This is a genomic window from Grimontia sp. NTOU-MAR1 (genome assembly GCF_035758505.1).
GTDB classification, from domain to species: Bacteria; Pseudomonadota; Gammaproteobacteria; order Enterobacterales; family Vibrionaceae; genus Enterovibrio; species Enterovibrio marinus.
This window is the reverse complement of record NZ_CP142108.1, coordinates 2,740,270-2,766,413: the sequence shown is the minus strand read 5'-3', so window position 1 is coordinate 2,766,413 and position 26,144 is coordinate 2,740,270. Positions and strand designations below refer to the sequence as shown.

Annotated in this window: 40 protein-coding genes; 4 read left to right on the top strand and 36 right to left on the bottom strand. The window is 49.4% G+C overall.

Going from position 1 to position 26,144, the window contains the following annotated elements:
• The 30 genes from rpsE to fkpA all read right to left on the bottom strand — a co-directional run bounded on the left by rpsE (position 1) and on the right by fkpA (position 17,220).
• A complete protein-coding gene (gene rpsE, locus VP504_RS12835) occupies positions 1 to 498 on the bottom strand; it encodes a 30S ribosomal protein S5 (RefSeq protein WP_002541430.1) in 498 nt (165 codons plus the stop codon).
• Between the two features lie 13 nt (positions 499 to 511).
• A complete protein-coding gene (gene rplR, locus VP504_RS12830; RefSeq protein ID WP_002541429.1) occupies positions 512 to 865 on the bottom strand; it encodes a 50S ribosomal protein L18 in 354 nt (117 codons plus the stop codon).
• Between the two features lie 9 nt (positions 866 to 874).
• On the bottom strand, positions 875 to 1,408 hold the full coding sequence (gene rplF / locus VP504_RS12825; RefSeq protein ID WP_325891510.1) for a 50S ribosomal protein L6: 534 nt from the start codon (positions 1,406 to 1,408) through the stop codon (positions 875 to 877).
• Between the two features lie 10 nt (positions 1,409 to 1,418).
• Positions 1,419 to 1,811 (bottom strand): 30S ribosomal protein S8, encoded by a 393-nt coding sequence (gene rpsH, locus VP504_RS12820; protein ID WP_062667944.1) that lies wholly within the window; start codon positions 1,809 to 1,811, stop codon positions 1,419 to 1,421.
• Positions 1,812 to 1,834: 23 nt separating this feature from the next.
• The gene (rpsN, locus tag VP504_RS12815; RefSeq protein ID WP_325891509.1) at positions 1,835 to 2,140 is read right to left on the bottom strand and encodes a 30S ribosomal protein S14; all 306 of its coding nucleotides are present in this window, start codon (positions 2,138 to 2,140) and stop codon (positions 1,835 to 1,837) included.
• Positions 2,141 to 2,157: 17 nt separating this feature from the next.
• Positions 2,158 to 2,697, bottom strand: a complete 540-nt coding sequence (gene rplE / locus VP504_RS12810; protein WP_002541425.1) for a 50S ribosomal protein L5 — start codon at positions 2,695 to 2,697, stop codon at positions 2,158 to 2,160.
• Between the two features lie 21 nt (positions 2,698 to 2,718).
• A complete protein-coding gene (gene rplX, locus VP504_RS12805) occupies positions 2,719 to 3,030 on the bottom strand; it encodes a 50S ribosomal protein L24 (RefSeq protein WP_325891508.1) in 312 nt (103 codons plus the stop codon).
• Positions 3,031 to 3,042: 12 nt separating this feature from the next.
• Positions 3,043 to 3,414: a 50S ribosomal protein L14 gene (rplN, locus tag VP504_RS12800; protein ID WP_002541423.1), complete on the bottom strand. Its 372-nt coding sequence runs from the start codon at positions 3,412 to 3,414 to the stop codon at positions 3,043 to 3,045.
• Positions 3,415 to 3,574: 160 nt separating this feature from the next.
• Positions 3,575 to 3,829 (bottom strand): 30S ribosomal protein S17, encoded by a 255-nt coding sequence (rpsQ, locus tag VP504_RS12795; RefSeq protein ID WP_325891506.1) that lies wholly within the window; start codon positions 3,827 to 3,829, stop codon positions 3,575 to 3,577.
• Positions 3,829 to 4,020, bottom strand: coding sequence for a 50S ribosomal protein L29 (gene rpmC / locus VP504_RS12790; RefSeq protein ID WP_002541421.1), 192 nt, complete (start codon positions 4,018 to 4,020; stop codon positions 3,829 to 3,831). The genes rpsQ and rpmC overlap by 1 nt, the downstream gene beginning before the upstream one ends.
• Positions 4,020 to 4,430, bottom strand: coding sequence for a 50S ribosomal protein L16 (rplP, locus tag VP504_RS12785; RefSeq protein WP_002541420.1), 411 nt, complete (start codon positions 4,428 to 4,430; stop codon positions 4,020 to 4,022). Before rplP ends, rpmC begins: the two co-directional genes overlap by 1 nt.
• An 11-nt stretch (positions 4,431 to 4,441) precedes the next feature.
• Positions 4,442 to 5,131: a 30S ribosomal protein S3 gene (gene rpsC, locus VP504_RS12780; protein ID WP_002541419.1), complete on the bottom strand. Its 690-nt coding sequence runs from the start codon at positions 5,129 to 5,131 to the stop codon at positions 4,442 to 4,444.
• Positions 5,132 to 5,150: 19 nt separating this feature from the next.
• Positions 5,151 to 5,483, bottom strand: coding sequence for a 50S ribosomal protein L22 (gene rplV / locus VP504_RS12775; RefSeq protein ID WP_002541418.1), 333 nt, complete (start codon positions 5,481 to 5,483; stop codon positions 5,151 to 5,153).
• A gap of 11 nt (positions 5,484 to 5,494) precedes the next feature.
• Entirely contained in the window at positions 5,495 to 5,773 is a 279-nt protein-coding gene (gene rpsS / locus VP504_RS12770) for a 30S ribosomal protein S19 (protein WP_002541417.1), read from the bottom strand.
• Positions 5,774 to 5,793: 20 nt separating this feature from the next.
• Positions 5,794 to 6,618 (bottom strand): 50S ribosomal protein L2, encoded by an 825-nt coding sequence (rplB, locus tag VP504_RS12765; RefSeq protein WP_002541416.1) that lies wholly within the window; start codon positions 6,616 to 6,618, stop codon positions 5,794 to 5,796.
• Positions 6,619 to 6,637: 19 nt separating this feature from the next.
• Positions 6,638 to 6,940 carry a 50S ribosomal protein L23 gene (rplW, locus tag VP504_RS12760; protein ID WP_002541415.1) on the bottom strand — a complete coding sequence of 101 codons (303 nt, stop codon included), beginning with the start codon at positions 6,938 to 6,940 and terminating at the stop codon, positions 6,638 to 6,640.
• Complete coding sequence (gene rplD, locus VP504_RS12755) at positions 6,937 to 7,539, bottom strand: 50S ribosomal protein L4 (RefSeq protein ID WP_002541414.1); 603 nt, start codon at positions 7,537 to 7,539, stop codon at positions 6,937 to 6,939. Before rplD ends, rplW begins: the two co-directional genes overlap by 4 nt.
• Before the next feature lie 16 nt (positions 7,540 to 7,555).
• Complete coding sequence (gene rplC / locus VP504_RS12750) at positions 7,556 to 8,185, bottom strand: 50S ribosomal protein L3 (RefSeq protein WP_002541413.1); 630 nt, start codon at positions 8,183 to 8,185, stop codon at positions 7,556 to 7,558.
• 14 nt (positions 8,186 to 8,199) lie between these two features.
• Positions 8,200 to 8,511 (bottom strand): 30S ribosomal protein S10, encoded by a 312-nt coding sequence (gene rpsJ / locus VP504_RS12745; RefSeq protein WP_002541412.1) that lies wholly within the window; start codon positions 8,509 to 8,511, stop codon positions 8,200 to 8,202.
• A 408-nt stretch (positions 8,512 to 8,919) separates the two neighbouring features.
• Complete coding sequence (bfr, locus tag VP504_RS12740) at positions 8,920 to 9,402, bottom strand: bacterioferritin (RefSeq protein ID WP_062667940.1); 483 nt, start codon at positions 9,400 to 9,402, stop codon at positions 8,920 to 8,922.
• 78 nt (positions 9,403 to 9,480) lie between these two features.
• Complete coding sequence (locus tag VP504_RS12735; protein ID WP_325891505.1) at positions 9,481 to 9,672, bottom strand: bacterioferritin-associated ferredoxin; 192 nt, start codon at positions 9,670 to 9,672, stop codon at positions 9,481 to 9,483.
• 248 nt (positions 9,673 to 9,920) lie between these two features.
• Positions 9,921 to 11,105: an elongation factor Tu gene (tuf, locus tag VP504_RS12730; protein ID WP_251877228.1), complete on the bottom strand. Its 1,185-nt coding sequence runs from the start codon at positions 11,103 to 11,105 to the stop codon at positions 9,921 to 9,923.
• A gap of 104 nt (positions 11,106 to 11,209) precedes the next feature.
• Positions 11,210 to 13,306, bottom strand: a complete 2,097-nt coding sequence (gene fusA / locus VP504_RS12725) for an elongation factor G (protein ID WP_325891504.1) — start codon at positions 13,304 to 13,306, stop codon at positions 11,210 to 11,212.
• Between the two features lie 72 nt (positions 13,307 to 13,378).
• Positions 13,379 to 13,849, bottom strand: coding sequence for a 30S ribosomal protein S7 (gene rpsG, locus VP504_RS12720; RefSeq protein ID WP_002535161.1), 471 nt, complete (start codon positions 13,847 to 13,849; stop codon positions 13,379 to 13,381).
• 98 nt (positions 13,850 to 13,947) lie between these two features.
• Positions 13,948 to 14,322, bottom strand: coding sequence for a 30S ribosomal protein S12 (gene rpsL, locus VP504_RS12715; protein ID WP_002535163.1), 375 nt, complete (start codon positions 14,320 to 14,322; stop codon positions 13,948 to 13,950).
• A 179-nt stretch (positions 14,323 to 14,501) separates the two neighbouring features.
• Complete coding sequence (tusB, locus tag VP504_RS12710; RefSeq protein WP_325891503.1) at positions 14,502 to 14,792, bottom strand: sulfurtransferase complex subunit TusB; 291 nt, start codon at positions 14,790 to 14,792, stop codon at positions 14,502 to 14,504.
• Between the two features lie 9 nt (positions 14,793 to 14,801).
• On the bottom strand, positions 14,802 to 15,158 hold the full coding sequence (gene tusC, locus VP504_RS12705) for a sulfurtransferase complex subunit TusC (RefSeq protein WP_325891502.1): 357 nt from the start codon (positions 15,156 to 15,158) through the stop codon (positions 14,802 to 14,804).
• 8 nt (positions 15,159 to 15,166) lie between these two features.
• A complete protein-coding gene (gene tusD / locus VP504_RS12700) occupies positions 15,167 to 15,559 on the bottom strand; it encodes a sulfurtransferase complex subunit TusD (protein WP_325891501.1) in 393 nt (130 codons plus the stop codon).
• Positions 15,556 to 16,278, bottom strand: coding sequence for a helix-turn-helix transcriptional regulator (locus VP504_RS12695; RefSeq protein WP_002535169.1), 723 nt, complete (start codon positions 16,276 to 16,278; stop codon positions 15,556 to 15,558). Before VP504_RS12695 ends, tusD begins: the two co-directional genes overlap by 4 nt.
• A gap of 165 nt (positions 16,279 to 16,443) precedes the next feature.
• Positions 16,444 to 17,220, bottom strand: a complete 777-nt coding sequence (gene fkpA / locus VP504_RS12690; RefSeq protein WP_325891500.1) for an FKBP-type peptidyl-prolyl cis-trans isomerase — start codon at positions 17,218 to 17,220, stop codon at positions 16,444 to 16,446.
• Positions 17,221 to 17,342: 122 nt separating this feature from the next.
• Between fkpA and VP504_RS12685 the strand changes: the two genes are divergently transcribed.
• Positions 17,343 to 18,320, top strand: a complete 978-nt coding sequence (locus tag VP504_RS12685; protein ID WP_325891499.1) for a WD40 repeat domain-containing protein — start codon at positions 17,343 to 17,345, stop codon at positions 18,318 to 18,320.
• A 14-nt stretch (positions 18,321 to 18,334) separates the two neighbouring features.
• On the top strand, positions 18,335 to 18,559 hold the full coding sequence (locus VP504_RS12680) for a SlyX family protein (RefSeq protein WP_325891498.1): 225 nt from the start codon (positions 18,335 to 18,337) through the stop codon (positions 18,557 to 18,559).
• Between the two features lie 256 nt (positions 18,560 to 18,815).
• On the opposite strand, the gene VP504_RS12675 is transcribed toward VP504_RS12680, so the two are convergent.
• The 5 genes from VP504_RS12675 to kefG all read right to left on the bottom strand — a co-directional run bounded on the left by VP504_RS12675 (position 18,816) and on the right by kefG (position 23,210).
• Positions 18,816 to 19,793 (bottom strand): isoaspartyl peptidase/L-asparaginase family protein, encoded by a 978-nt coding sequence (locus VP504_RS12675; protein ID WP_325891497.1) that lies wholly within the window; start codon positions 19,791 to 19,793, stop codon positions 18,816 to 18,818.
• Between the two features lie 135 nt (positions 19,794 to 19,928).
• The gene (gene slyD / locus VP504_RS12670) at positions 19,929 to 20,504 is read right to left on the bottom strand and encodes a peptidylprolyl isomerase (protein WP_325891496.1); all 576 of its coding nucleotides are present in this window, start codon (positions 20,502 to 20,504) and stop codon (positions 19,929 to 19,931) included.
• Between the two features lie 98 nt (positions 20,505 to 20,602).
• A complete protein-coding gene (locus VP504_RS12665) occupies positions 20,603 to 20,812 on the bottom strand; it encodes a YheV family putative zinc ribbon protein (RefSeq protein ID WP_002535178.1) in 210 nt (69 codons plus the stop codon).
• Positions 20,813 to 20,847: 35 nt separating this feature from the next.
• On the bottom strand, positions 20,848 to 22,647 hold the full coding sequence (gene kefB, locus VP504_RS12660; RefSeq protein WP_325891495.1) for a glutathione-regulated potassium-efflux system protein KefB: 1,800 nt from the start codon (positions 22,645 to 22,647) through the stop codon (positions 20,848 to 20,850).
• Positions 22,647 to 23,210 (bottom strand): glutathione-regulated potassium-efflux system ancillary protein KefG, encoded by a 564-nt coding sequence (gene kefG / locus VP504_RS12655; protein ID WP_325891493.1) that lies wholly within the window; start codon positions 23,208 to 23,210, stop codon positions 22,647 to 22,649. Before kefG ends, kefB begins: the two co-directional genes overlap by 1 nt.
• 268 nt (positions 23,211 to 23,478) lie before the next feature.
• On the opposite strand from kefG, the gene VP504_RS12650 reads away from it, so the two are divergent.
• Positions 23,479 to 25,401: an ABC transporter ATP-binding protein gene (locus VP504_RS12650; protein ID WP_325891492.1), complete on the top strand. Its 1,923-nt coding sequence runs from the start codon at positions 23,479 to 23,481 to the stop codon at positions 25,399 to 25,401.
• On the top strand, positions 25,344 to 25,862 hold the full coding sequence (locus VP504_RS12645; protein WP_325891491.1) for a TIGR02444 family protein: 519 nt from the start codon (positions 25,344 to 25,346) through the stop codon (positions 25,860 to 25,862). The genes VP504_RS12650 and VP504_RS12645 overlap by 58 nt, the downstream gene beginning before the upstream one ends.
• Here the strand turns inward: VP504_RS12645 and VP504_RS12640 are convergent.
• The gene (locus VP504_RS12640; protein ID WP_046307184.1) at positions 25,844 to 26,137 is read right to left on the bottom strand and encodes a DUF1330 domain-containing protein; all 294 of its coding nucleotides are present in this window, start codon (positions 26,135 to 26,137) and stop codon (positions 25,844 to 25,846) included. The two genes, VP504_RS12645 and VP504_RS12640, sit on opposite strands and share 19 nt — an antisense overlap.
• Positions 26,138 to 26,144 lie beyond the last annotated feature (7 nt).

Here is a 26,144-nt window from a genome sequence, read left to right as displayed (position 1 = left end):
TTACCCCAGAATTTCGTTAACTGGCAGACCGCGCTTAGCAGCTACCATTTCTGGAGACTTCATACCACCCAAACCATCGATCGTTGCGCGAACAATGTTGATTGGGTTAGTAGAACCGTATGCTTTTGCCAGAACGTTGCGAACACCCGCAACTTCTAGAACCGCACGCATCGCACCACCTGCGATGATACCCGTACCTTCTGAAGCAGGCTGCATGTACACTTTAGAACCAGTGTGGCGGCCTTTAACAGCGTGGTGAAGAGTACCTTCGTTCAGCGCAACAGTAACCATGTTACGTCGCGCTTTTTCCATTGATTTTTGGATAGCAGCAGGTACTTCACGGGCTTTGCCGTAACCGAAACCTACGCGACCATTGCCATCACCGACTACAGTCAGAGCGGTGAAGCTGAAGATGCGACCACCTTTAACCGTTTTAGAAACACGGTTGACAGCAATCAGCTTCTCATGCAAATCACTTTGTTGTTTATCGTTAGCCATCTTTCCGCCTACCTTAGAATTTCAGACCAGCTTCACGGGCAGCATCTGCCAGTGCAGCCACGCGGCCGTGGTATTGGAAACCGGAACGGTCAAAAGCAACAGATTCGATGCCTTTTTCCTTCGCACGCTCAGCGATAGCTTTACCTACTGCTGCTGCGGCTTCTTTGTTACCGGTGCTCTTCACTTGCTCACGGATCGCTTTTTCTACGGTAGAAGCAGCTGCGATTACCTCGGAGCCATTTGCCGCGATAACCTGTGCGTACACGTGACGTGGAGTACGGTGTACCACTAGGCGAGTCGCACCCAGTTCAGCAATCTTGCGACGCGCTCGGGTCGCACGACGGATACGAGCAATTTTCTTATCCATAGTGTTACCTTACTTCTTCTTAGCTTCTTTAGTACGCACAACTTCGTCAGAGTAACGAACACCTTTGCCTTTGTAAGGCTCAGGTTGACGGTATGCGCGGATGTCAGCAGCTACTTGACCAACTACTTGTTTATCAACACCAGTGATAACAATTTCAGTTTGGCTTGGGCATTCTGCTTTGATGCCTGCAGGCAGTTCGTGTTCAACAGGGTGAGAGAAACCCAGAGTCAGAGCGACTGAGTTACCCTTCATTGCTGCACGATAACCAACACCTTTCAGGATCAGTTTCTTGGTATAGCCTTCAGTAACACCAACAACCATGTTGTTCACCAGTGCACGTGCAGTACCTGCTTGAGCGTTAGCTTTAGCAATACCTTCGCGTGGTGCGAACTTCACAGCGTTGTCTTCTTGGCTTAGTTCCACTGCATCGTTGATAACGCGGGTCAGTTCACCCTTGCTACCTTTAACAGTGATTTCCTGACCGTTCAGTTTCACCTCTACGCCGGCAGGAATTACTACGGGTGCTTTTGCAACACGAGACATTTCCTACTCCTTACGCTACGTAGCAGATGATTTCGCCGCCCAGACCCGCTTTGCGAGCTGCACGGTCGGTCATCAAACCTTTAGAAGTTGATACTACAGCAATACCCAGACCACCCATTACAGAAGGCAGCTCATCTTTTTTCTTATAGATGCGCAGACCTGGACGGCTTACACGTTGGATTTGCTCGATAACTGGTTTAGCTTCGAAGTACTTCAGAGTAACTTCCAGCTCAGGCTTTACTTCGCCAGAAATAGCGTAGTCAGCCACATAACCTTCAGCTTTCAGCAGCTCAGCAATTGCCACTTTCAGCTTTGACGAAGGCATCTTAACAGCAACTTTGGTTGCTGCCTGACCGTTGCGGATGCGGGTCAGCATATCCGAAATCGGATCTTGCATGCTCATAAGTCTTTACTCCCGTGATTCAATTACCAACTCGCCTTACGCAGACCCGGAATCTCGCCTTTCATGCAAGCTTCACGAACCTTGATTCGGCTCAGGCCGAATTTGCGCAGGTAGCCATGTGGACGACCAGTCTGGTTACAGCGGTTACGCTGACGAGACTTAGCAGAATCACGCGGTAGAGTTTGAAGCTTCAGGACAGCATCCCAACGCTCTTCTTCAGACACGTTAACGTTTTTGATGATAGCTTTTAGTGCAGCACGCTTCTCAGCGAACTTTGCTACCAGCTTCGCGCGTTTTACTTCGCGCGCTTTCATTGATTGCTTAGCCATTACAGTAACCCTTCACCTTACTTACGGAATGGGAAGTTAAAGGCAGCCAGCAGAGCTTGACCTTCCTCATCAGTCGCCGCTGTAGTCGTGATAGTAATATCAAGACCACGGATACGATCTACTTTGTCGTAGTCGATCTCTGGGAAGATGATTTGCTCACGAACGCCCATGCTATAGTTACCGCGACCGTCGAATGATTTCGAACTAACGCCACGGAAGTCACGCACACGTGGAAGAGCGATTGAAATCAGACGCTCTAGGAATTCCCACATACGCTCGCCACGCAGGGTTACTTTACAGCCAATTGGGTAGCCCTCACGGATCTTGAAGCCAGCAACAGACTTGCGTGCTTTAGTGATTAGCGGCTTCTGACCTGTGATTGATGCTAGGTCAGATGCTGCGTTCTCAAGCAGTTTCTTGTCGTTGATTGCTTCGCCCACACCCATGTTCAGGGTGATCTTTTCGATCCTTGGGACTTGCATGATACTCTTGTATTCGAACTTTTCAGCCAGTTCTTTTACAACAGTCTCTTTGTAGTAATCATGCAGTTTCGCCATAGTGTACTACTCCAGAATTACTTAAATAATTTCGCCATTCGATTTGAAGAAACGAACTTTTTTGCCGTCTTCGAATCGGAAGCCTACACGGTCTGCCTTACCAGTTGCCGCGTTGTAGATAGCAACGTTAGAAACGTCCACTGCAGCTTCTTTTTCTACGATGCCGCCTTGGATGCCCAGAGCCGGAACAGGCTTCTGGTGTTTCTTAACCAGGTTGATACCTTCAACGATAACTTTACCGGTGGTCAGAACCTTACTTACTTTACCTTTCTTGCCTTTGTCTTTACCGACAAGAACGATAACTTCGTCATTACGACGGATTTTAGCTGCCATTTTAACCGCTCCTTACAGAACTTCTGGCGCCAGAGACACAATCTTCATGAACTTATCGCCACGAAGTTCGCGTGTCACAGGACCAAAGATACGGGTACCGACTGGTTGCTCAGTAGTGTTATTCAACAGTACACAAGCATTACGGTCGAAGCGAATGACAGAGCCGTCTGGACGACGAACGCCTTTACGGGTGCGAACTACAACCGCCTTCAGGACATCACCTTTTTTAACTTTACCGCGTGGAATTGCATCTTTAACGGTAACTTTGATGACGTCGCCGATATGGGCGTAGCGACGGTGTGAACCACCCAGCACCTTAATACACATTACGCTGCGAGCGCCGGAGTTATCGGCTGCATCCAGCATACTTTGCATTTGGATCATTGTTAGTGCTCCGCTGTTATTACATCTAGACCCATCTCGGGTCGGGCTGCCTCATTACAAGGGCGGCGAATAATAACACTATTTTTTGAAGATGGGTAGATAAAAAATAAACGGCTCCGTAAAGGGAGCCGCTTTGTTTTTTATCGCTGGAAAGCTTACCTTACAGGCGCGCTTTCTCAACTACGCGTACCAGAGTCCAAGACTTAGTCTTAGACAGTGGACGGCACTCACGGATCTCAACGGTATCGCCTTGTGCGCTCTCGTTGTTTTCGTCATGAACGTGCAGTTTTGTCGTACGCTTGATGAATTTACCGTAGATTGGGTGTTTCACCTGGCGTTCGATAGCAACAACGATAGATTTATCCATCTTGTCGCTAATTACACGACCTTGTTGAGTACGGATTTTGTCGCTCATTATGCGTTGCCCTTCTGGTTCAGAACGGTTTTAACACGTGCGATATCGCGACGAACGTTCTTCAGAGTGTGAGTTTGCTGAAGTTGACCAGTAGCCGCTTGCATGCGCAGGTTGAATTGCTCACGCAGCAGACCCAACAGTTCTTCATTCAGCTGCTCTACGCTCTTTTCGCGAAGTTCTTGTGCTTTCATCACATCACCGCCTTAGTTACGAAAGTGGTTTTGATAGGTAGTTTACGAGAAGCCAGCTCGAATGCTTCGCGAGCAAGGCTTTCAGAAACACCATCCATCTCGTACAGGACTTTACCTGGTTGGATTTGTGCAACCCAGTAGCTCACAGAACCCTTACCTTTACCCTGACGAACTTCCAGAGGCTTGGTAGTGATTGGCTTGTCTGGGAACACACGGATCCAGATTTGACCCTGACGCTTGATGTGACGAGTCATAGCACGACGTGCAGCTTCGATCTGACGCGCAGTGATACGACCACGACCAACAGCTTTCAGGCCGAAGGTACCGAAGCTTACGTCAGTACCTGCAGCAAGACCGCGGTTACGACCCTTATGAGTCTTGCGGAACTTAGTACGTTTTGGTTGAAGCATCGATAGACTCCTTACTTACGGCCTTTACGCTGCTTCTTAGGCTTATCAGCCTGTGGCTCTGCTACTGGCATACCGCCCAGAACTTCGCCTTTGAAGATCCAAACTTTAATACCAATTACACCGTAAGTGGTGTGAGCCGAAGAAGTTGCGTAATCAATGTCAGCACGAAGAGTGTGCAGTGGCACACGACCTTCACGGTACCACTCGGTACGAGCGATTTCAGCACCGCCAAGACGGCCGCTTACTTCCACTTTAATACCCTTGGCACCCAGACGCATTGCGTTTTGTACCGCACGCTTCATAGCGCGGCGGAACATAACACGACGCTCTAGCTGAGACGCGATGCTGTCACCAACCAGTTGTGCGTCAAGCTCAGGCTTGCGTACTTCTGCGATGTTGATTTGAGCAGGAACACCTGCCAGTTGTGCAACGCGAGCGCGCAGTTTTTCTACGTCTTCGCCTTTCTTACCGATAACAACGCCTGGACGAGCAGTGTGAATAGTCACACGGATGCTCTTAGCAGGACGCTCGATAACGATACGAGAAACAGACGCTTTAGACAGTTCTTTAGTCAGGAACTGACGTACCTTGAAGTCGCCGTCTAGGTTGTCAGCGAAATCTTGGCTGTTAGCAAACCAGGTGGAATTCCAAGGCTTACAGATGCCAAGACGAATACCATTAGGATGTACTTTTTGACCCATTGCTTTCTCTCCTCGTCTCTTAGCGGTCTGCTACAACAACAGTGATGTGGCTAGAACGCTTCAAGATGCGATCGGCACGGCCTTTTGCACGAGGCATGATGCGCTTCATGACTGGGCCTTCGTCAACGAAGATTTTTGCTACAGACAAATCATCGATGTCTGCGCCTTCGTTATGCTCAGCGTTTGCAATTGCAGACTCCAGCACCTTCTTGATCAGATCAGCGGCTTTTTTGTCGCTAAAAGTCAGAAGTTCAATTGCTTGTGCAACGTTTTTACCGCGCACTTGGTCTGCTACCAAACGTGCTTTCTGAGGCGAAATACGAGCAAAGCGATGTTTAGCAATAGCTTCCATATCTTAACTCCTTAACGCTTCTTAGCTTTCTTATCAGCAGCGTGGCCGCGATAAGTACGTGTTGGTGCAAATTCGCCCAGCTTGTGACCGATCATCTCATCAGTGATGAAAACAGGTACGTGCTGACGACCATTATGGACAGCGATGGTCAAACCGATCATCTGAGGGATGATCATTGAACGACGGGACCAAGTCTTAACAGGCTTCTTGTCACCGCTTTCCACCGCTTTCTCTACCTTCTTCAGCAAGTGCAGGTCAATAAAAGGACCTTTCTTGAGAGAACGTGGCATGGCTTATCCTCTGATATAAATTACTTGTTACGACGACGTACGATGTACTTGTCGGTACGTTTGTTCTTACGGGTCTTGAAGCCTTTAGTAGGCATACCCCAAGGAGATACTGGGTGACGGCCGCCCGAAGTACGACCTTCACCACCACCGTGTGGGTGGTCTACTGGGTTCATTGCAACACCACGTACTGTTGGACGAACGCCCTTCCAGCGAGTAGCACCTGCTTTACCCAGTTCACGCAGCATGTGTTCTGCGTTACCAACTTCACCGATGGTCGCACGACCTTCAGAAAGAACTTTACGCATCTCACCAGAACGCAGACGAATAGTTACGTATGCGCCATCGCGAGCTACGATTTGTGCGTATGCACCAGCTGAACGAGCCAGCTGAGCACCTTTACCAGGCTTCAGTTCAACGTTGTGAACTGTAGAACCTACTGGGATGTTGCGCATTGGCAGGCTATTACCTACTTTGATCGCAGCATCTGAACCAGATTGGATCTGGTCGCCAGCTTTCAGGCCTTTAGGTGCAATGATGTAACGACGCTCACCGTCTGCGTACAGAACCAGTGCGATGTTCGCGCTACGGTTTGGATCGTATTCCAGACGCTCAACTTTCGCTGGGATGCCGTCTTTAGTACGTTTGAAGTCAATTACACGGTAGTGTTGCTTATGCCCACCACCGATGTGACGTACAGTGATACGACCGTTGTTGTTACGACCACCAGACTTAGAGTTTTTCTCCAGCAGTGGTGCGTAAGGCTTACCTTTGTACAGGTCAGCGTTTACAATCTTAACAACGTGACGACGACCCGGTGAAGTAGGCTTACATTTAACAATTGCCATTTTCTGTTACTCCTCCGTCTTACTCAGCGCCGCCAGCGAAGTCGATGTCTTGACCTTCTTTCAAGATAACGTACGCTTTTTTCACGTCTGAACGACGGCCTTGGCGCATACCTTGACGTTTGGTCTTACCCTTAGTGATAAGAGTGTTTACAGACTTCACTTCAACTTCGAACAGTTTCTCAACTGCTGCTTTGATCTCTCTCTTAGTCGCAGTCATCGCTACTTTGAAAACGATAGTGTTACCGTTCTCAGCAGCCATGGTTGCTTTTTCAGAGATGTGCGGAGCACGCAGAACTTTCAGGATACGCTCTTCAGTGATCATCCCAGCATCTCCTCAACTTGCTTAACTGCAGCTGCAGTCATAACTACTTTGTCGAAAGCGATCAGGCTAACTGGGTCAATGCCTGCTGCATCGCGAACATCAACCTTGTACAGGTTGCGCGCTGCCAAGAACAGGTTCTCATCAACTTCTGCAGTTACGATCAGAGCTTCAGACAGCTCAAGCTCTTTTAGCTTAGCGATCAGCTCTTTAGTTTTTGGTGCTTCTACTGAGAAGTTATCAACAACGATCAGACGCTCTTGACGAACCAGCTCAGACAGGATGCTTTTAATAGCACCACGGTACATTTTCTTGTTAACTTTCTGGCTGTGGTCCTGAGGACGCGCAGCGAAAGTTACACCACCCGAGCGCCAGATTGGGCTACGGATTGTACCTGCACGAGCGCGACCAGTACCCTTCTGACGCCATGGCTTAGCACCGCCACCTGATACGTCTGAACGAGTCTTTTGCGCACGAGTACCTTGACGGGCACCAGCTGCGTATGCAACTACTACTTGGTGAACCAGAGCTTCGTTGAACTCACGCCCGAAGGTAGTTTCGGAAACAGTCAGCGCGTCAGCGCCTTTCACTACCAATTCCATTACTATCTCCTCGACGTTACGCTTTAACGGCTGGTTTAACGATCACGTTGCTGCCAGTCGCACCTGGTACTGCACCTTTGATAAGAAGCAGTTTGCGCTCAGCGTCAACACGTACGATCTCAAGGTTTTGAGTAGTTACCTGCTCAGCACCCATGTGACCTGCCATTTTCTTGCCTTTGAATACGCGACCTGGAGTCTGACATTGACCGATAGAACCAGGAGCACGGTGAGACAAGGAGTTACCGTGGGTCATATCTTGAGTACGGAAGTTCCAACGCTTAACAGCGCCTTGGAAGCCCTTACCTTTAGATGTGCCAGTAACGTCTACTTTTTTGATTTCAGCAAACAGATCAACGTTCAGCTCAGCGCCTACTTCGAAATCTTCGCCGTTTTCCAGACGGAATTCCCACAGACCACGGCCAGCTTCAACACCTGCTTTCGCAAAGTGACCAGCTTCTGGCTTAGTTACGCGGCTTGCTTTCTTAGCGCCTGAAGTTACTTGGATAGCAGAGTAACCATCTACTTCAGGAGTACGTACCTGAGTAACACGGTTAGTTTCTACTTCTACAACGGTTACAGGGATAGAAACGCCTTCTTCAGTGAAGATGCGAGTCATGCCCACTTTACGACCGACTAGACCAATCATTATTAGCTCCCCTCTTAACCCAGGCTGATTTGAACATCAACGCCCGCAGCAAGGTCAAGACGCATCAGAGCGTCAACAGTTTTATCTGTTGGCTCAACGATGTCGATCAGACGCTTGTGAGTACGGATTTCGTACTGGTCACGCGCATCTTTGTTTACGTGCGGAGAGATAAGAACGGTAAAGCGCTCTTTGCGAGTTGGCAGAGGGATTGGACCCTTCACCTGCGCACCAGTGCGCTTAGCGGTTTCAACGATTTCCGCAGTAGACTGGTCGATCAAACGGTGATCGAAAGCCTTCAGGCGGATACGGATACGTTGGTTCTGCATTAGACAGAGCTCCAAATTAAAAAATTACACAAACAATATCGCCACTCGACCTCAAAAATACGAGGGAATGCCGATTGATTTATGTGAAACCGTAGTATCAATATCTGATACATTGTCAGCCATTTTATATGACTGCGAACATAAGCGGAGTATACATTACCGACCATATCAGGCTTTCACCTACTACGAAGGGTCTTCCTCCTGTGCTCATTGGTTCACAACTGCACAGTAGAGAGCAAATGTCTCAGGCAGTGCGGGCATTATACAGATCACAATTTTCTTTGCAAGCGGCGTTTAAAAAATAATCAGGGGATAAGCACGCGAGTAAAATAGCGGTCTCTGGCTGTGTCACTTTAACGAAAAAGGAGCCTCTTTTGGGCTCCCTTTTCTCATATTCAAAATCTTTGCTTAAGAGTCTTCGCATTCAATCATTTGTGCCTGATTATAATTCTGAATACCCACTTTATCGATCAGACCTAATTGGGTTTCCAACCAATCTACATGCTCCTCTTCGTCTTCCAAAATATCCTGAAACAGGTCACGCGACACGTAGTCACGAACACTTTCAGCGTATTCGATAGCATCGCGCAGATCTGGGATAGCATCCATTTCCAGTGCCAAATCACACTCGAGCATTTCTTTGGTATCTTCTCCTATGCGCAATTTGCCCAGATCTTGCAGGTTCGGAATACCTTCGAGGAAGAGAATACGCTCAATCAGATCATCAGCATGTTTCATTTCGTCTATCGATTCGTCGTACTCTTTGTCAGCAATCACTTTCAATCCCCAGTCTTTGTACATTCGGGCATGAAGAAAATACTGATTAATAGCGACAAGCTCGTTGCCTAGGATTTTATTGAGGTGTTGGATAATTTTTGGATCAGACTTCATAACAAACTCTCCTCTTCGGCGTCTATTAACAGTAGAACCGAATGAAGAGTCGTCAATATCAGATATTAGAAAAGCAGTTTAACCCGCTTTCTTATAGAGAGGATTCAACGCCGCTTCCTGAAGGATTTCCTTTGCAGGACGAATGCACTTGCCGCACTGTGAGCCCAAGGGAGTTAGCTTTCTGATTTCGCGTATGTCATCGACCCCTTGCTCATAAGCAAGTTTCTTCAACGTCTTATCAGAAATCCCGTGGCACAAGCAAACGTACATCTTTATATCTTCCTCAATGATACTAATAACAATATAAACGAGAATTGTTAGTATTACCAATTCGTTTCTTCGATTGATTGACGAATAATGAGAGAAAAGGATGAAGAAAGAATTTGAAGGAATATCACTGTAGGGATGAAAGCACCTGTTCTCTTAGCGGTGCCTTACAAATACTAGCTTTCTAAAAATGAAAAAGGACGCCGAAGCGTCCTTTTTCTAGCATTGTGCTAATCGAAACTTAATAAAAATTAAGCAAGGATCTTAGCAACAACACCCGCACCTACGGTACGGCCACCTTCACGGATAGCGAAGCGCAGGCCTTCGTCCATCGCGATTGGTGCAATCAGCTCAACAACCATTTGGATGTTGTCGCCTGGCATTACCATCTCAACCCCTTCTGGCAGTTCGATAGTACCGGTCACGTCAGTCGTACGGAAGTAGAACTGTGGACGGTAGCCTTTGAAGAACGGAGTATGACGGCCGCCTTCGTCTTTAGACAGAACGTATACTTCTGACTCGAACTTAGTGTGAGGAGTGATAGAACCCGGCTTCGCCAGTACTTGACCACGCTCAACTTCGTCACGCTTAGTACCACGCAGCAGAACACCAACGTTCTCACCTGCACGGCCTTCGTCCAGAAGCTTACGGAACATTTCAACGCCAGTACAAGTAGTAGTAGTAGTGTCTTTGATACCAACGATAGCAACTTCGTCACCTACGCGAACGATACCTTGCTCAACACGACCCGTTACAACAGTACCACGGCCCTGGATTGAGAATACGTCTTCGATTGGCAGGATGAATGGCTTGTCGATCGCACGCTCTGGCTCTGGGATGTATGAATCCAGTGCTTCTGCCAGCTCAACGATTTTCGCTTCCCACTCAGCTTCGCCGTTCAGTGCACCCAGTGCAGAACCTTGAATGACTGGGCAGTCATCACCTGGGAATTCGTACTCAGACAGCAGTTCACGAACTTCCATCTCAACCAGCTCAAGCAGCTCTTCGTCGTCAACCATGTCACACTTGTTCATGAATACAAGGATGTATGGAATACCAACCTGGCGACCCAGCAGGATGTGCTCACGAGTTTGTGGCATTGGACCGTCAGTTGCCGCAACAACCAGGATACCACCGTCCATTTGCGCAGCACCGGTGATCATGTTTTTAACATAGTCAGCGTGTCCTGGGCAGTCTACGTGTGCGTAGTGGCGAGTTGGAGTATCGTACTCTACGTGTGAAGTAGAGATAGTGATACCACGCTCGCGCTCTTCTGGCGCGTTATCGATTGATGCGAAGTCACGCGCTGAACCGCCGTAAGTTTTAGACAGTACAGTACAGATTGCTGCAGTCAGAGTGGTTTTACCGTGGTCAACGTGGCCGATAGTACCAACGTTAACGTGCGGTTTCGTACGTTCAAATTTTTCTTTAGACACGATCGTGTTCCTTCCTAGTTGTGAGCCGCACTCACCGTCGTGAGTGCGATCAGAAGTTTTTATTAATGCGGGCCAATAATGCCAGCATTAAAACCACCTATCAATCAAGAACGCTCTGCGATGATTGAATCAGCGATGTTCTTAGGAATATCAGCATAGTCACTGAATTCCATAGAGTAAGATGCGCGGCCCTGAGTCGCTGAACGCAAGTCAGTTGCGTAACCAAACATCTCAGCCAGTGGCACCTGCGCGCGAATGATCTTCAAACCGGCAGGACCTTCATCCATACCGCCAATCAGACCACGACGACGGTTCAGGTCGCCCACTACGTCACCCATCCAGTCTTCTGGAGTGGTAACTTCCACTTTCATCATTGGCTCAAGAATGACAGGTTGCGCTTCAAGTGCACCTTTCTTGAATGCCATAGATGCAGCGATCTTAAACGCCATTTCGTTGGAGTCAACATCATGGTACGAACCATCAAAAAGCGTTGCTTTGATATCAAGTACTGGGTAGCCAGCGAGTACACCGCTACTCATCTGCTCTTCAACACCTTTAGCAACAGCGCCGATATATTCTTTCGGTACCACACCACCAACGATTTCATCGACGAAGACAAAACCTTCGCCTTTCTCAGCTGGCTCCAGTTTCAGCCAAACATGACCGTACTGACCACGACCACCAGACTGCTTGACGAATTTACCTTCGACTTCAGCCGATCCACGGATGGTTTCGCGGTATGCCACCTGTGGCTTACCTACATTACATTCTACGCTGAACTCACGACGCATACGGTCAACGATGATGTCCAGGTGAAGCTCACCCATACCTGAGATCAGGGTCTGGCCTGACTCGTCATCGGTTTCAACGCGGAATGATGGATCTTCTGCCGCCAGTTTGCCCAGCGCGATACCCATTTTTTCCTGGTCTGCTTTAGAGCGTGGCTCTACAGCGATCTGAATAACTGGTTCAGGGAATTCCATGCGCTCAAGAACCACTTTTGATTCTTGCGCACACAGGGTGTCACCTGTAGTGACGTCTTTCAGACCGATGGCCGCTGCAATGTCACCCGCGCGAATTTCTTTGATTTCTTCACGCTTGTTTGAGTGCATCTGAACAATACGGCCGAAACGCTCACGCTTTTGCTTCACTGAGTTGTACACAGTGTCGCCAGTGTTGACCACACCTGAGTAAACACGCAGGAAGGTCAAAGTGCCCACAAATGGGTCTGTAGCAATCTTAAATGCCAGAGCTGCAAACGGTTCGTTGTCGTCAGAGTGACGTTCGATCTCGTTGCCATCTTCGTCTTCACCTTTGATCGCTTTTACGTCAACAGGGGAAGGAAGGAACTCAATAACAGCATCAAGAACCGCCTGAACACCTTTGTTCTTAAATGCAGAACCACAAGTCGCCAGTACGATTTCATTATTCAGTGTACGTTCACGCAGAGCTTGCTTAATTTCAGCTTCGGTCAGTTCACCCTCTTCGAGGTACTTGTCCATCAGCTCTTCGTTTGCTTCAGCAGCGGCTTCTACCAGATTCTGGTGCCACTCATCAGCCAGCTCTTGCATGTCTGCCGGGATGTCTTCGTACGTGAAGCTCATACCCTGGTCAGCTTCGCTCCAGTTAATCGCCTTCATTTTGATAAGGTCAATAACACCGCGGAAGTCTTCTTCAGCGCCGATATTCAAATGAATTGGCACTGGGGCTGCGCCCAGTCGAGCTTTAATCTGCTCGACCACACGCAGGAAATCTGCGCCTGCTCGGTCCATCTTATTGACGAAAACCATACGAGGAACTTCATATTTGTCAGCTTGACGCCAAACGGTCTCTGACTGAGGTTCAACACCGGAAGAACCACAGAATACAACTACTGCACCATCCAATACGCGTAGGGAACGCTCTACCTCAATGGTAAAATCAACGTGTCCTGGGGTATCAATGATGTTGATGCGATGCTCAGGGAATTGCGCATCCATACCGCGCCAGAAAGTTGTAGTCGCAGCGGAGGTGATGGTGATACCACGCTCTTGCTCCTGCTCCATCCAGTCCATGGTTGCTGCACCATCGTGCACTTCACCAATTTTATGAGAAAGACCGGTGTAAAACAGGATACGCTCTGTTGTTGTAGTTTTACCTGCGTCTACGTGTGCGCAAATACCAATATTACGGTAGCGCTCAATAGGGGTCTTACGAGCCACAGTAGTATCCTCTTACTAAGGGTATCCTTAGAGTGTGGTTTAGGCGCGACCGAGGTCGCGCCTAAAAAGGTATTACCAGCGGTAATGAGCGAATGCTTTGTTCGCTTCTGCCATACGGTGAACGTCTTCACGTTTCTTAACAGCAGTACCTTTGTTCTCAGATGCATCCAGCATTTCGTTAGCCAGACGCTGAGCCATAGATTTTTCACCACGCTTACGCGCAGCTTCAACCAACCAACGCATCGCCAGAGCGTTACGACGTACAGGACGTACTTCTACTGGCACTTGGTAAGTTGAACCACCAACACGGCGAGATTTAACCTCTACCGCAGGGCGTACGTTTTCAAGAGCGGCTTCGAACACAGACAGGTGATCTTTACCAGAACGTTCTGCCATGATGTCCAGTGCACCATAAACGATTTTTTCAGCAGTCGACTTTTTACCGTCAACCATTACGATGTTTACAAATTTTGCCAGCAGCTCTGATCCGAACTTAGGATCCGGCAGGATTTTACGCTGACCAATTACGCGACGACGTGGCATGGAAATTCTCCGTTGTCTTCTTCAGGTTTTATCCAAAACTTTTCAGTTTTTTCAAAATTACAAATTAATTAGTGTTTGGCCTTACTTAACGGATTCCATTAAGACTTAGGACGCTTCACACCGTACTTAGAACGACCTTGTTTACGGTCGTTAACGCCTGCACAGTCAAGTGCACCACGAACGGTGTGGTAACGCACACCTGGAAGGTCTTTAACACGACCACCACGGATCAGAACAACTGAGTGCTCTTGCAGGTTGTGACCTTCACCACCGATGTATGAAGTCACTTCAAAACCGTTGGTCAGGCGAACACGACAAACTTTACGCAATGCCGAGTTAGGTTTTTTAGGAGTAGTGGTGTAAACACGAGTACATACACCACGTTTTTGCGGACACGCTTCCAGCGCAGGCACGTTGCTTTTTGCAACTTGCTTGATGCGTGGCTTGCGTACCAGCTGGTTAATAGTTGCCATTAAATAGCTCCTGATATTACTTACGTATAAGTGTGAAAAATCTATGCCCCACAAAAGTAGGGACGCGAAATTTTAGGCGTCGTCAAATTGGGTGTCAAGATTTATACAACGATCTTTGCGTTGTTCGTTTTATAACCGCTACATTCCCAAGCTTTTACGCTAGTAGATAGACAGCTAAATCACCATTTCATTTGCGTGACATGCCGGGCCGTCAGCTCGACAAACCCTTCCATATCAATAAGTTCAAATTGTGATACTATTTTCTGCTCGATGCCACGGGCGATAGCATCTTCCTGAAGCACATAAATTCTGCGTCCAGATGAAATAAGTTTTTCCACCCATTGCCCGCCAAGGATCCCGGCGACAACTGCATCTTCGAGTAAAAGGATCTCACTGTTTTTCTCAGAATATCGCAGACAATTCGCCAGAGCTGATGACGCGTAAGGGGAGGTATTCACAGTATGAAGCATTGTTATTCCTTAGAACTGGAGCACTTTGGTGCACCGGCCCAGTGAGGCTGCAATGTCTGTTGATGAGGATTTTTCTACTTCAATAACAAGCGGATGCTCACTCAGTCCACGATCAGCCAATGAGTCTGCACAAACATAGATTTCTTCCACGTCACACAGTGAAAGCATTTTGAAGGTAGAAATATAGTCGCGGCTCAGTACATCACTCGGCTTTTGATCTGCCAGCAGTTGCATCACACCATCACCGACAAAAAACAACACCAAGTCTTCACTGTAATTGGAAGTTGCCAGCACTGCATCCAGCCCTTCACGGCCAGAAGCACTTCCATGGGGTGCAGAAGAGAAAACAAAACCTAACTTTTTCATAACAGCACCTAGAACTGAATAACGCGGTCAGCGGTCAACAAGGCTTCTGAAAGTGCGCCAAGACCAGCTTGGGAAAAGCCGTCTGCCATATTAGAGGAGACCAGTGCATGCTGTTTGGCTTCTTCTTCACTGACCTGACCGCGACGCAGTGCCGCAGCAACACAGGTTTCCAGTTCAACGCCACTTTCTTTTGACAGCAATTGCCAGGCGGCGACCAAGTCAAACTCATCATTGGCCGGCACTGTTAACGAAGAAGCGTTAGACACGCCGTCCTGGTAAAAAAACACACGCGTTAACGTGTGTCCGTTTTCAGTCAGCGCTTTGGCAAAGCGATACGCGGTCAGTGATGACTGGCGTCCGTATACCGGACCATTCACGACCAGCACATAACTCAGGCTCATTTTTCGCCATCCTCACCTTTTCGCTGACGGATGTAGAGATACACCGTGTGCTTAGAGATATTAAGGCGGTCCGCTACGCGATTGATGGCGTCTTTAATATCAAAAATACCCTTGTCGAATAGCTCCATCACAATCTGCCGGTTCTTAGTATTATTCGATACTGACTTGTCCGCATTTATCTCTTCGATAGTGCGTTCAACCGTTTGGTCCACCAGCTCATCCACGTCGCTGGCGAAGTTCACGGAAGATACGGCCTGGCGCGCTTCTTCCGTTGGCATGAAAGCTTGCAGCACTTGAGAGAACGGCGCGTCTAGGTTGATATTGATACACAAAAGACCAATCACACGATTGTCCGCATTCCGAATAGCTACTGTGATCGATTTCATCAGGGTATTGCCTTTAGCACGCGTGAAGTAAGCACGTGAGAAGTTTCGTTCAGATCCTTCAATATCACGCAGCATACGCAGTGCCAGATCAGTAATAGGCGAACCCACCTGGCGGCCGGTGTTCTCACCATTGGCAATTTTGATAGCTGAGGTGTTCAAATCTTCCAGCGAGTGCAACACGATTTCACAGTGCTGACCAATCAGGGCTGCAAGACCATCTACCACGGCTTCATAAGATTTCAATATCACGCGATCAGTGTCAGTAAAAGGATTACTTTCGATAAAATCACTTTCGACGATCACGTCCGCACCAAAGCTGTCTGTCGATACCACAGGTTTATCTTCCTTTGTGATGGATTTCGTTTACCGCAGGCAAAGATAAACGAAAGCTACAAACTTTAAAATCTAGCGATAAGTCTAACAGACTTAGGTCAAGAAAATAAAAGAACCCCGACAAAAGCCGGGGTTCTCTTTGTAAGCAAAGGTGCAGCGTTAGGATTAACCTTTCGCTTCTTCGCCTTTACCTTTGATTTCCAACAGCTCAACTTCAAACACCAAGGTCGAGTTGGCAGGAATCGCCGGCGTGTCCTGAGAGCCGTATGCCAGCTCAGGCGGGATAACGAACTTGAATTTAGAGCCCACTGGCATCAACTGAACACCTTCCGTCCAGCCCGGAATAACGCGGTTCAGCGGGAAAGTCGCTGGCTGGTTGCGGTCGTAAGAGCTGTCGAACTGGGTACCATCAGTCAAGGTGCCTTTGTAGTGAACCACAACAGTGTCTTCAGCTGCTGGCTTGTCGCCTTCACCCATTGTTTCTACCAGGTACATCAGGCCGGAGTCTGTGGTGCTAACGCCTTCAGTCTTTGCAAACTGTGTACGGAAGTCTTCACCCGCTTTTACTGCTTCTGCTGCTTTTTCCTGTGCTTTGTCCTGAGCCAGTTGGGCAACACGCTGATCCAAGGCTTGCAACGCCAACTGCGCTTGTTCTTCAGTCAGCTTTGATTTGTCTGCAAATGCGTCCTGCACACCTTGCAGAACCAAATCGTTGCTCAATGACAAGCCCAGCTCTTCCTGTTGGTCCAGATTGGCTTTCAGGTACTGCGCCAGCGACGCACCAATCGCATATGCCGCTTTGTCATCTTCTGTTGCAAAAGCCACGGTCTCAACCGCTACCGGTGCTTCAACTTTTGCGGTTTCGTCTTTCGCTTCTTCCTGACAACCGACGGCCAGTGCAACAGTGGCTGCCAGCAGCGACATTTTAAAAACTGATTTCATTAGTGACTCCGTTGGTATAAAACCCACATTTCTTTTACTCGCTTACGCGATAACGATGCGAAAGCCCGAAACGATCAATATACTCGACGTTATAGGGGTCCAAGATAAGGAACACAAGGGCAATGCGACAATTCGTCCGCACAATTTGCTTATTTCTGACACTGTTAGCACTTTACGGCTGCTTTCACTCTACCCATGAAGCCCAGCGCTGGACGCTCGATCCGGACGGTGTCACCAGTTTCAGCCTTAGCCGCGACGGCCGGTTCGCACTCATTGCATCCACTTCCCAAGGCATTGATTTATGGGATCTGGTGCAGAACAAGAAGCTGGCCGAATTCGGCGATCAGGACCCGGATAAAAATACCGTGCTCGTCAGCCAAATCTCTGACAACAACCGCTATGCCATTACTGCCACCTCACAAAACTTTGCAGTATGGGATTTGGCATGGGGACAAGCCGAAGGTCTGTGGTCGATTTCCGACGGCGTCATCCGCGACGTTGATATCAGCAATAACGGCGAAAAAGTCCTGCTTGCCCTTTCGAATGGCAAAGCCCTTTTCGTGGACTTAGGCACTGGAAGACGCTTAGAGTTCCTTGCCCATCAAGATAAAGTGAACAGTGTGTCGCTAGCACCCAATGGAAAATTCGCCATGTCAGGCGGTAACGACCACAATGCCTTTTTCTGGAGCACCGAGACCGGGCAAATCCTTAATGAGTTTCCCCACGAACACCGCATTACCCGCGTAGAGCTTCACCGCACTGGTAAGTTTGCTTTTTCAGCCGATGGTGACGACACCGCTATTATCTGGGATTTATCGACGGGCGAGCCGAAAACCGAGCTCAATATGTTCCACCGCCATCCCAACTTTTCAGCTGCACGTTTTTCTGATGATGGCACCAAACTGGTCACCGGTACACCAGGGCGGCGAGTGGAGTTTTGGGATGTAGAAAGCGGTGATAACCTGGGCCGCTGGCTGGCGGAAGAGCAACAAAATACGCGTCCACCCAGTGCAGTCGTGTATGATGTCGCCATCGATCCAACTGGTCGCGTGATTTCCGGCACTTCCGCCGGTATCGCTCAGGCGTGGATAGCAGAGTAATTTGAGATACCAAAATGACCGAGACAGAACTGCGTCTGCAGAAACAAATTGACGATCTGGAGATCAAACAGGCTTTTCAGGAGCACACGATTGAAGAGCTGAATGATGCGATCACCCAGCAGCAAAAAGCCATCGACAAGATGGCAACGCAAATAACCTTTTTGGTAACCAAGCTGAAAGCGATGGAGCCGGCAAATATTGCCAGCATATCGGAAGAAACACCGCCACCGCATTACTAGGGGCTGTTGACCTTTGGTGGTTAAATTTTGTTCTCGCTATAAGCGTTTTAGGCGCGGCTAGGTCTGTGCCGCCTAGTCATTCTAAGCAAATACACCTCAACAAAGCATAAAACGCTTAGAGTACGGGACGCGCAGTCGAACCCTTCGGGCAGCGTTTGTGGGGAATTTCTGCTGCGTTATCAGCTTTTCATGTAGGCCAGCTACACATCAAAGCCTCTGCCTTGCATAAAACCCCCACAAACTGCTGCAAAAATCATCACCAAAGGTCAACAGCTCCTAGGATCTGAAGCTCTTCGTCCGCAAAAATAGCCACCAACGCTTCACCTTTCTCGTTCACCGTTGCGCGGTACATGCCCGGACAATTTAATTCGAAATTCACCTGTCCGTCAGCATCAATGGCAATCACACCACCTTCTCCGCCAAGGCTCAGGAAATCACCATGAATCACATCGCGGCAAGCTTGCTCGATAGATGCCTTACCATATTGCATGCGTCCCGCAATATCGCCTGCAACTGTGCAGCGCATCAGAAGTTCGCCCATACCGGTTGCTGAAACCGCCACATTACCGTTGCGGGCATAGTTGCCCCCACCGATGATTGGGGTATCACCGACTCTGCCCCAGCGCTTGTTGGTGAGTCCGCCCGTGCTGGTTGCAGCGGCCAGATTGCCTTCTTTGTCGAGCGCCACCGCACCGACAGTACCGTGTTTCTTTTCATCCGGATAGCGGGCTTCTGACAATGCAACGCCGCCGGTTTTTTTCATCGTTTTCAGCTCGTTGTAGCGACGATCCGTGAAAAAGTAATCCTGCTCGACGTACTCGTAGCCGCACGCTTTGAACGCAAAGGACTCCGCGCCCTCACCCGACAACATCGAATGGGGGCTTTTTTGCATCACATCACGGGCAAGTTGTATCGGGTTTTTGATATGACGAATCAGGGTTACCGCGCCGGCTTCAAGGTTTCTGCCATCCATGACCGAAGCATCCATCTCAACGGTTTCGTCATGTGTAAGTACCGACCCTTTGCCTGCGTTGAAAAGCTCGCTGTCTTCCATCACTGTCACAGCGGCGACTGTCGCGTCAACCGCAGATCCACCTTGTTCCAGCACGGCATACCCTGCCATCACTGACTGCGCCAGTGCTTTACGATAAGCAGCTTCCAGCGCTGGCGTCATCAGACGGCGTTCAATGGTGCCAGCACCACCGTGTATGGCGATAGAAAAGGGGCGTGTCATGATGATTCCTTTCGAAGTGAGAGTGGATATCCGATGAGATTAATATGAAATTGCATAATAAAAAAGCGCCAACCGACTGATCGATTAGCGCTTTCTTTTCAGACTCTGCAGCCAGAAATAGCTGCAAGTCTAGGCTTAGTGAGAGCCGCAGCCACCGCCGCCACAGCATTCGTGGTCGTCGCCTTTGTCTTCGCCGCCACAACAACCGCCTTCGTCGTCATGGTCGTTACCACCGCAGCAGCCGCCAGACTGGTGGATGTGACCGTGTGCGATTTCTTCTTCCGTCGCCGCACGCAGTTCAACCACTTCCACATTGAACGTCAGGGTTTGACCAGCCAGCATGTGGTTACCGTCAACCACGACTTCATCGCCGTCAACATCAGTCACCTCAACTGGGATTGGGCCTTGGTCAGTATCCGCTAGGAAGCGCATACCAACAACGATTTCGTCAACGCCCTGGAACACGTCAGCAGGTACACGCTGAACCATTGCATCCAGGTATTCGCCGTACGCTTCTTCCGGCGCAACAGTCACTTCGAAAGATTCGCCAGCTTCGCGACCTTCCAGTGCATTTTCCAGGCCTACGATCAGGTTGTTGTGACCTTGCAGGTACTGCAGTGGCATTTCTTTGGTTGATTCGTCAACCACGATGCCGTCTTCATTTTTCACTTGGTAAGCAATGCTTACTACCACGTCTTTAGTGATTTTCATCTTAACTCCGGAAGCGGTTCAAGGGTGTCGACACGGCGACACCTGCTCATTTCGGCGCCGATAATACATAAATAAACTGACTTCGACTATGGGATTCGTTATTGCGGTTTAAATATCCCTATTACCTGAGCATCCTGCTGTTGCGCGACAGGCTGCTTCTCTTCCGCAGACATCGGTGAGCGCCTGTCGGTATGACCGCACTGCACACATTCCACTACCTCTACGTGGTGTTCTTGCCACCAACGCATCGTATCCGTTGCACTGCAAGAGGGACAGGTTGCGCCAGCGATAAATCGTTTCTTGGCCATGTACTTCCTTGCCTTGGTACTTAATGATTAAAGGGCTAACTATCCCGGTTCCAGCTCTGGTGACGTTCAGTATCCCCTTTCATTTCGAGGTCGAATAGCTCTTCTAACTCCACCCGTGCCTCTTTGGTACGGGATGCAGCCATGGAATCTTCACTATGGTGGGGCTGCATCTCGTGTAATCGCATCTCATCCAGTTTTCTGAAAAATGCCTCTGCGCGTTTGGCTTTATACGGGTGCATACCCAGTGCGATCAATGTCTGTTTACCTAAATCAAGCGCACTTAAAAAAGTTTCGCGGGAAAAGCCCACCACGTGATGATCGAGCAACTGGTTCGCCTCAACACGGCTTCTAGCCCTTGCTAGCACCTTCAAGTTCGGGAAATGTTGCTGACAAAGTTCAACAATTTCCATCACCTCTTCCGGCGAATCCGCGCAGACAATAATCGCTTCTGCCGTTGCCGCGCCTGCCGCTCTGAGTAAATCAAGCTGTGTGGCATCTCCGTAATACACCTTGTATCCAAATTTACGGAGCAAGGCGATTTGGGAAGGATCCCGTTCTAGGATGGTCAGCTTGATTTTATTGGCGAACAGCAGTCGCCCCACCACCTGACCAAAACGGCCAAAGCCTGTGATGATAACGCGTGCTCCTTCGTGATTGAATCGCTCCTCCGCTGGCATCTCGGCTTCCGCATTCATGGTACGGGCAAACCATTTGGATTGCAGCATCAGCAATATCGGCGTCGTCATCATAGACAGACTCACTACCACCAGCAGGAAAGCGTTGAGCTCTGGTGTAAGCAGGTTTTCACTGCGCGCGGCAGTGAAAAGAACAAACGCAAATTCTCCGCCCTGGCTAAGCAGCAAAGCAACGTGACTGCGGGATTTTTCGCTGCCACCGAAGACTCGGGCTAACCCATATATAATGGCAGCTTTCACGCCAATCAAGGCTGCGACCGCAGATAAAATTTCTAGCGGATATTCGAGCAATAACCCAAGATCTACCGCCATACCGACTGCGATGAAGAAAAGACCGAGTAACAATCCCTTAAAAGGCTCAATGGCAATTTCCAGCTCATGGCGGTATTCACTCTCCGCCAACAGTACACCCGCAAGGAAAGTACCAAGTGCCATAGAAAGCCCGAGTGACTGCATGCCAATGGCAATACCTATCACCAGCATCAGAGCCGTGACAGTGAACATCTCTTTCACGCGGCTGAGCACGACCCAACGCAGTAATGGACGCAACAGGTAATGGCCACCGACCAAGAGCACCAATATCGCACCCAACATGATACCAACATCTAGCCAGCTGCCGCCTGCACCACCAGCCATGGCAGGAAGGATCGCCAGCATCGGAATAACTGCGATATCTTGGAACAACAGCACCGCAAAACCTGATTGCCCTGCTTCGCTGCGCATCAGGCGTTGTTCTTCAATAATACGCATTGCGATGGCGGTCGATGAAAGCGCCAAGCCCATCCCAACAACCAAGGCATCAACACGACCGACACCCCAAGAATAGGCGATGAGGGCAATTACTACGGTGCTGATAAAGACCTGAGAACCACCCAAACCAAGTATCGGCCGTCGCATCTGCAATAGCTTCTTTGGGTTCAGTTCCAGGCCAATAAGGAACAGCAGTAACACCACACCAAGCTCGGCGAAGTGCAGTATGGCCTCCACATCAGTAATAAGACCAAGCCCCCAGGGACCAATTACCACCCCGCCAATCAGATACCCCAACACAGAGCCAATACCAAGACGCTGGGCAAGAGGAACCGCCACGACCGCCGCGGCAAGGAATATTAGTGCATCGAGAAGGTAGTTTTGCCCCATTACACCACCTCCGATACTGGGTGACAGAGCCAGTCCGCATAGAGTTCAGCGTGGGCTTCCCTGTCTTCATCCGTCACACGGCGTGCCCAGTGTAGTACCAGCGGATCAACCCAACGCATCTGGCAAAGGAGAGCAGTCAGTTCAAACGGCTGTAGTAGCTCTTCCATACTGTACTTGTTATAGCCAGTTTGGCTGAAAGCTTCCGCTGCACCACCCGTGGTGATAACAAAGCGGCAAATCTTCCCGGCGAGCGCATTACCACCACCATGGGCGAAGCCTTTACCGAGTACCACGTCAATCCATTCTTTAAGGAGCGAGGGGCAGGAATACATTTGAAGCGGGTGCTGGAACACAATCACATCGTGTTCTAGAAGAAGTTCACGCTCATGGTGAACATCAATAATAAAGTCAGGATAGGCTGCATAGAGATCATGCACTTTGACATGCTCAAACTGACGGGCCGCATCAATCATCCGCTTGTTAGCGATAGATTCATATGGATCTGGGTGAGCAAACACCACCAGTACTTTCGATTTGAATAACGATGTTGTCGGGGTTCCCATTTGGCGGCAAAATCCTTGTAAGCTTTCCAACGCCCAATTTGAAGAGCGAAGAGGTAACACAGTATTTTTTATAGTCTTTTTATTCTGACACAAAACCGCAGACTCTGCGGCTTTGAGCGTCATCCTTCAACCATACGGTAAATCATCCCGCATTTCATCGCTCTGCTATGGCCCATTTTTGCGCCTCTCTTAAGTAAATCGCCGCCATGTGATATAACAGCGCCAGTTTTTCGACCCCACATTCCTGCGGCCGGAGCCGCCAAGAGTCATGATCACTATTTCTGATATTCAGCTACTTCGTGGTGGCAAACCTTTGCTCAACAATGCGTCTGCCACTATCCACCCGGGAGACAAAGTCGGTCTGGTCGGTAAAAACGGCTGCGGTAAATCGACCCTGTTTGCTTTGCTAAAAGGCGAACTGTCCCTTGATGCGGGTAGTTGTAACTTCCCAAGCGGCTGGCAAATGGCGTGGGTAGCGCAGGAAACCCCGGCGCTGGAACGTGAAGCGATTGAATATGTGATTGACGGGGACCGCGAATACCGCGCACTGGAGCAGGCCCTTCGTGCTGCTGAAGAAGCGGATGACGGCCACAAGGTCGCCACCCTTCACGACAAAATTGATGCCGTCGGCGGCTACAGCATTCGCGCCCGCGCGGCAGAGTTGCTGGACGGTCTTGGCTTCCGTCAGGACCAGATGAGCTGGAACCTCACCCAGTTCTCCGGTGGTTGGCGTATGCGTCTGAACCTCGCACAGGCACTGCTATGTCGCTCAGACTTACTGCTGCTCGACGAACCGACCAACCACTTGGATTTGGACGCCGTGATGTGGCTGGAAAAGTGGCTGCAAAACTACCGCGGCACACTGGTACTCATTTCCCATGACCGCGATTTCCTTGACCCCGTGGTTAACCGCATCATCCATATCGAAAACGACCTGCTGAACGAATACACGGGAAATTACTCTGCCTTCGAAACCATGCGCGCAGAAAAGCTTATCCTGCAACAGGCGATGTACCAGAAGCAGCAAAAGCAAATGGCGCACATGCAGTCGTACATTGACCGCTTCCGCTACAAGGCCAGTAAAGCCCGTCAGGCGCAAAGCCGGATTAAAGCGCTCGAGCGCATGGAAAAAATGCTGCCAGCACAATTTGATAACCCGTTCAGTTTCGAATTCCGCGAGCCGTCTGCCCTGCCTAATCCTATTCTTATGATGGAAGAGGTGTGCGCGGGCTATGGCGACACCATGATTCTGGAAAAAATCTTCCTGAATCTGGTGCCAGGTAGCCGTATTGGTCTGCTTGGCCGTAACGGCGCAGGTAAATCAACGCTCATCAAACTGCTTTCCGGCACAGTACCCGCACAGGCTGGTGAGCTGCGTTATTCGCAGGGTGTGAAGATTGGTTACTTTGCCCAGCATCAGTTGGAAACGCTACGTGATGATGAAACGGCCATCCAGCACATGATGCGTCTGGCACCGGAAGCGACAGAGCAACAGCTTCGCGATTACCTCGGCAGCTTTGGCTTCCATGGTGATAAAGCGCTGGATGTGATTGCGCCTTTCTCTGGCGGTGAAAAAGCACGTCTGGTGCTGGCATTAATTGTCTGGCAAAAACCGAACCTGTTGCTGCTCGATGAGCCTACCAACCACCTTGATCTGGACATGCGCGCTGCACTGACGATGGCACTGCAATCGTTTGAAGGCGCCATGGTTATCGTGAGCCACGACAGATACCTGCTCCGTGCAACCACTGACGATCTGTATCTGGTGCATGACCGTAAGGTTGAGCCGTTCAATGGCGACCTGAATGATTACCATCAGTGGCTGAATGAATTGCAGCGCTCTGAGCGTCGTCAGGAGCAGGCAGAAAACGCCAAACCCGCAGGTGCAAATACTCAAGCAGCACGTAAAGAACAAAAACGTCTGGAAGCAGAATTTCGCAAGCAGACTGCGCCTATCCGCAAGAAAATTGACACGCTGGATACAAAACTTGAAAAGTATTCTGCAACAATTGCTGAAGTAGAATCTCAACTGGCGGAACCTTCTATTTATGAAGCGTCCAACAAAGAGAAACTTACCGAATTGCTACGCCAGCAGGCAGACGCGAAATCATCGCTCGAAGAGGTCGAACTGGAATGGATGGATCTTCAGGAACAACTGGAGCAAATGGAAGCGGAGTTCCAAGGCCGCTAAAACAGCAAGCCACAGCCGATGGGCTGTGGCAATTTTGTCTGCATCATTACGGACAGCAAGAGGTCAAACACGCCTGCCTTAAACTTCAGGATCAGTTCAAAGGCAATGTGAATCTCGCGCTGCTATTAGCCTGGCTGGAAGACGCCGGGTTTTCCCTTTCGGCCTCATCACTCGCTCAACTGCGCCAATCATTGGTTCAGTCAGAAACCCTGCTCACGCGCTATCGCTTGATACGGCGCGATCTCAAACCGCAGCTCTCACGCGGGGCTTACCAGAAAATGCTTAACTATGAGCTGACATTAGAGAAGTTCCAGCAGCAGGAATTGCTCACCTGTATAAACCAGCAAGTTTGGGAAGAAAACGCCTCTTCCTCTCTGGAGATGTACTGTTCGCAGTTAGATGGGGATGCACATTACCTTTATCCCGCGTTGATGAAAGGACTTCATACCTGCTCGTCGTAAAGGACTATCGTCATCTCACAGGCTTCATCACGAAGTGGCACCAATTCAAGATACGCCGGAGAAGCGTAAAAACGTTCGACAGCTTCAACATCCCGATAGCGAAAAACGGCGGTGACATGCTCTTCCGCTTTGTCACCCCGGAAAGCCCCCACGCAATTTCCTCGAACCACCACTTCCACACCAGCTTGGTCGAGCAGCACTTTGGCCGCTAACACATACTCGCCGAATTTCTCGGCATCTTTGATGGTGGCGTAAGAAAAATTAAGTACAGACATACGAGAC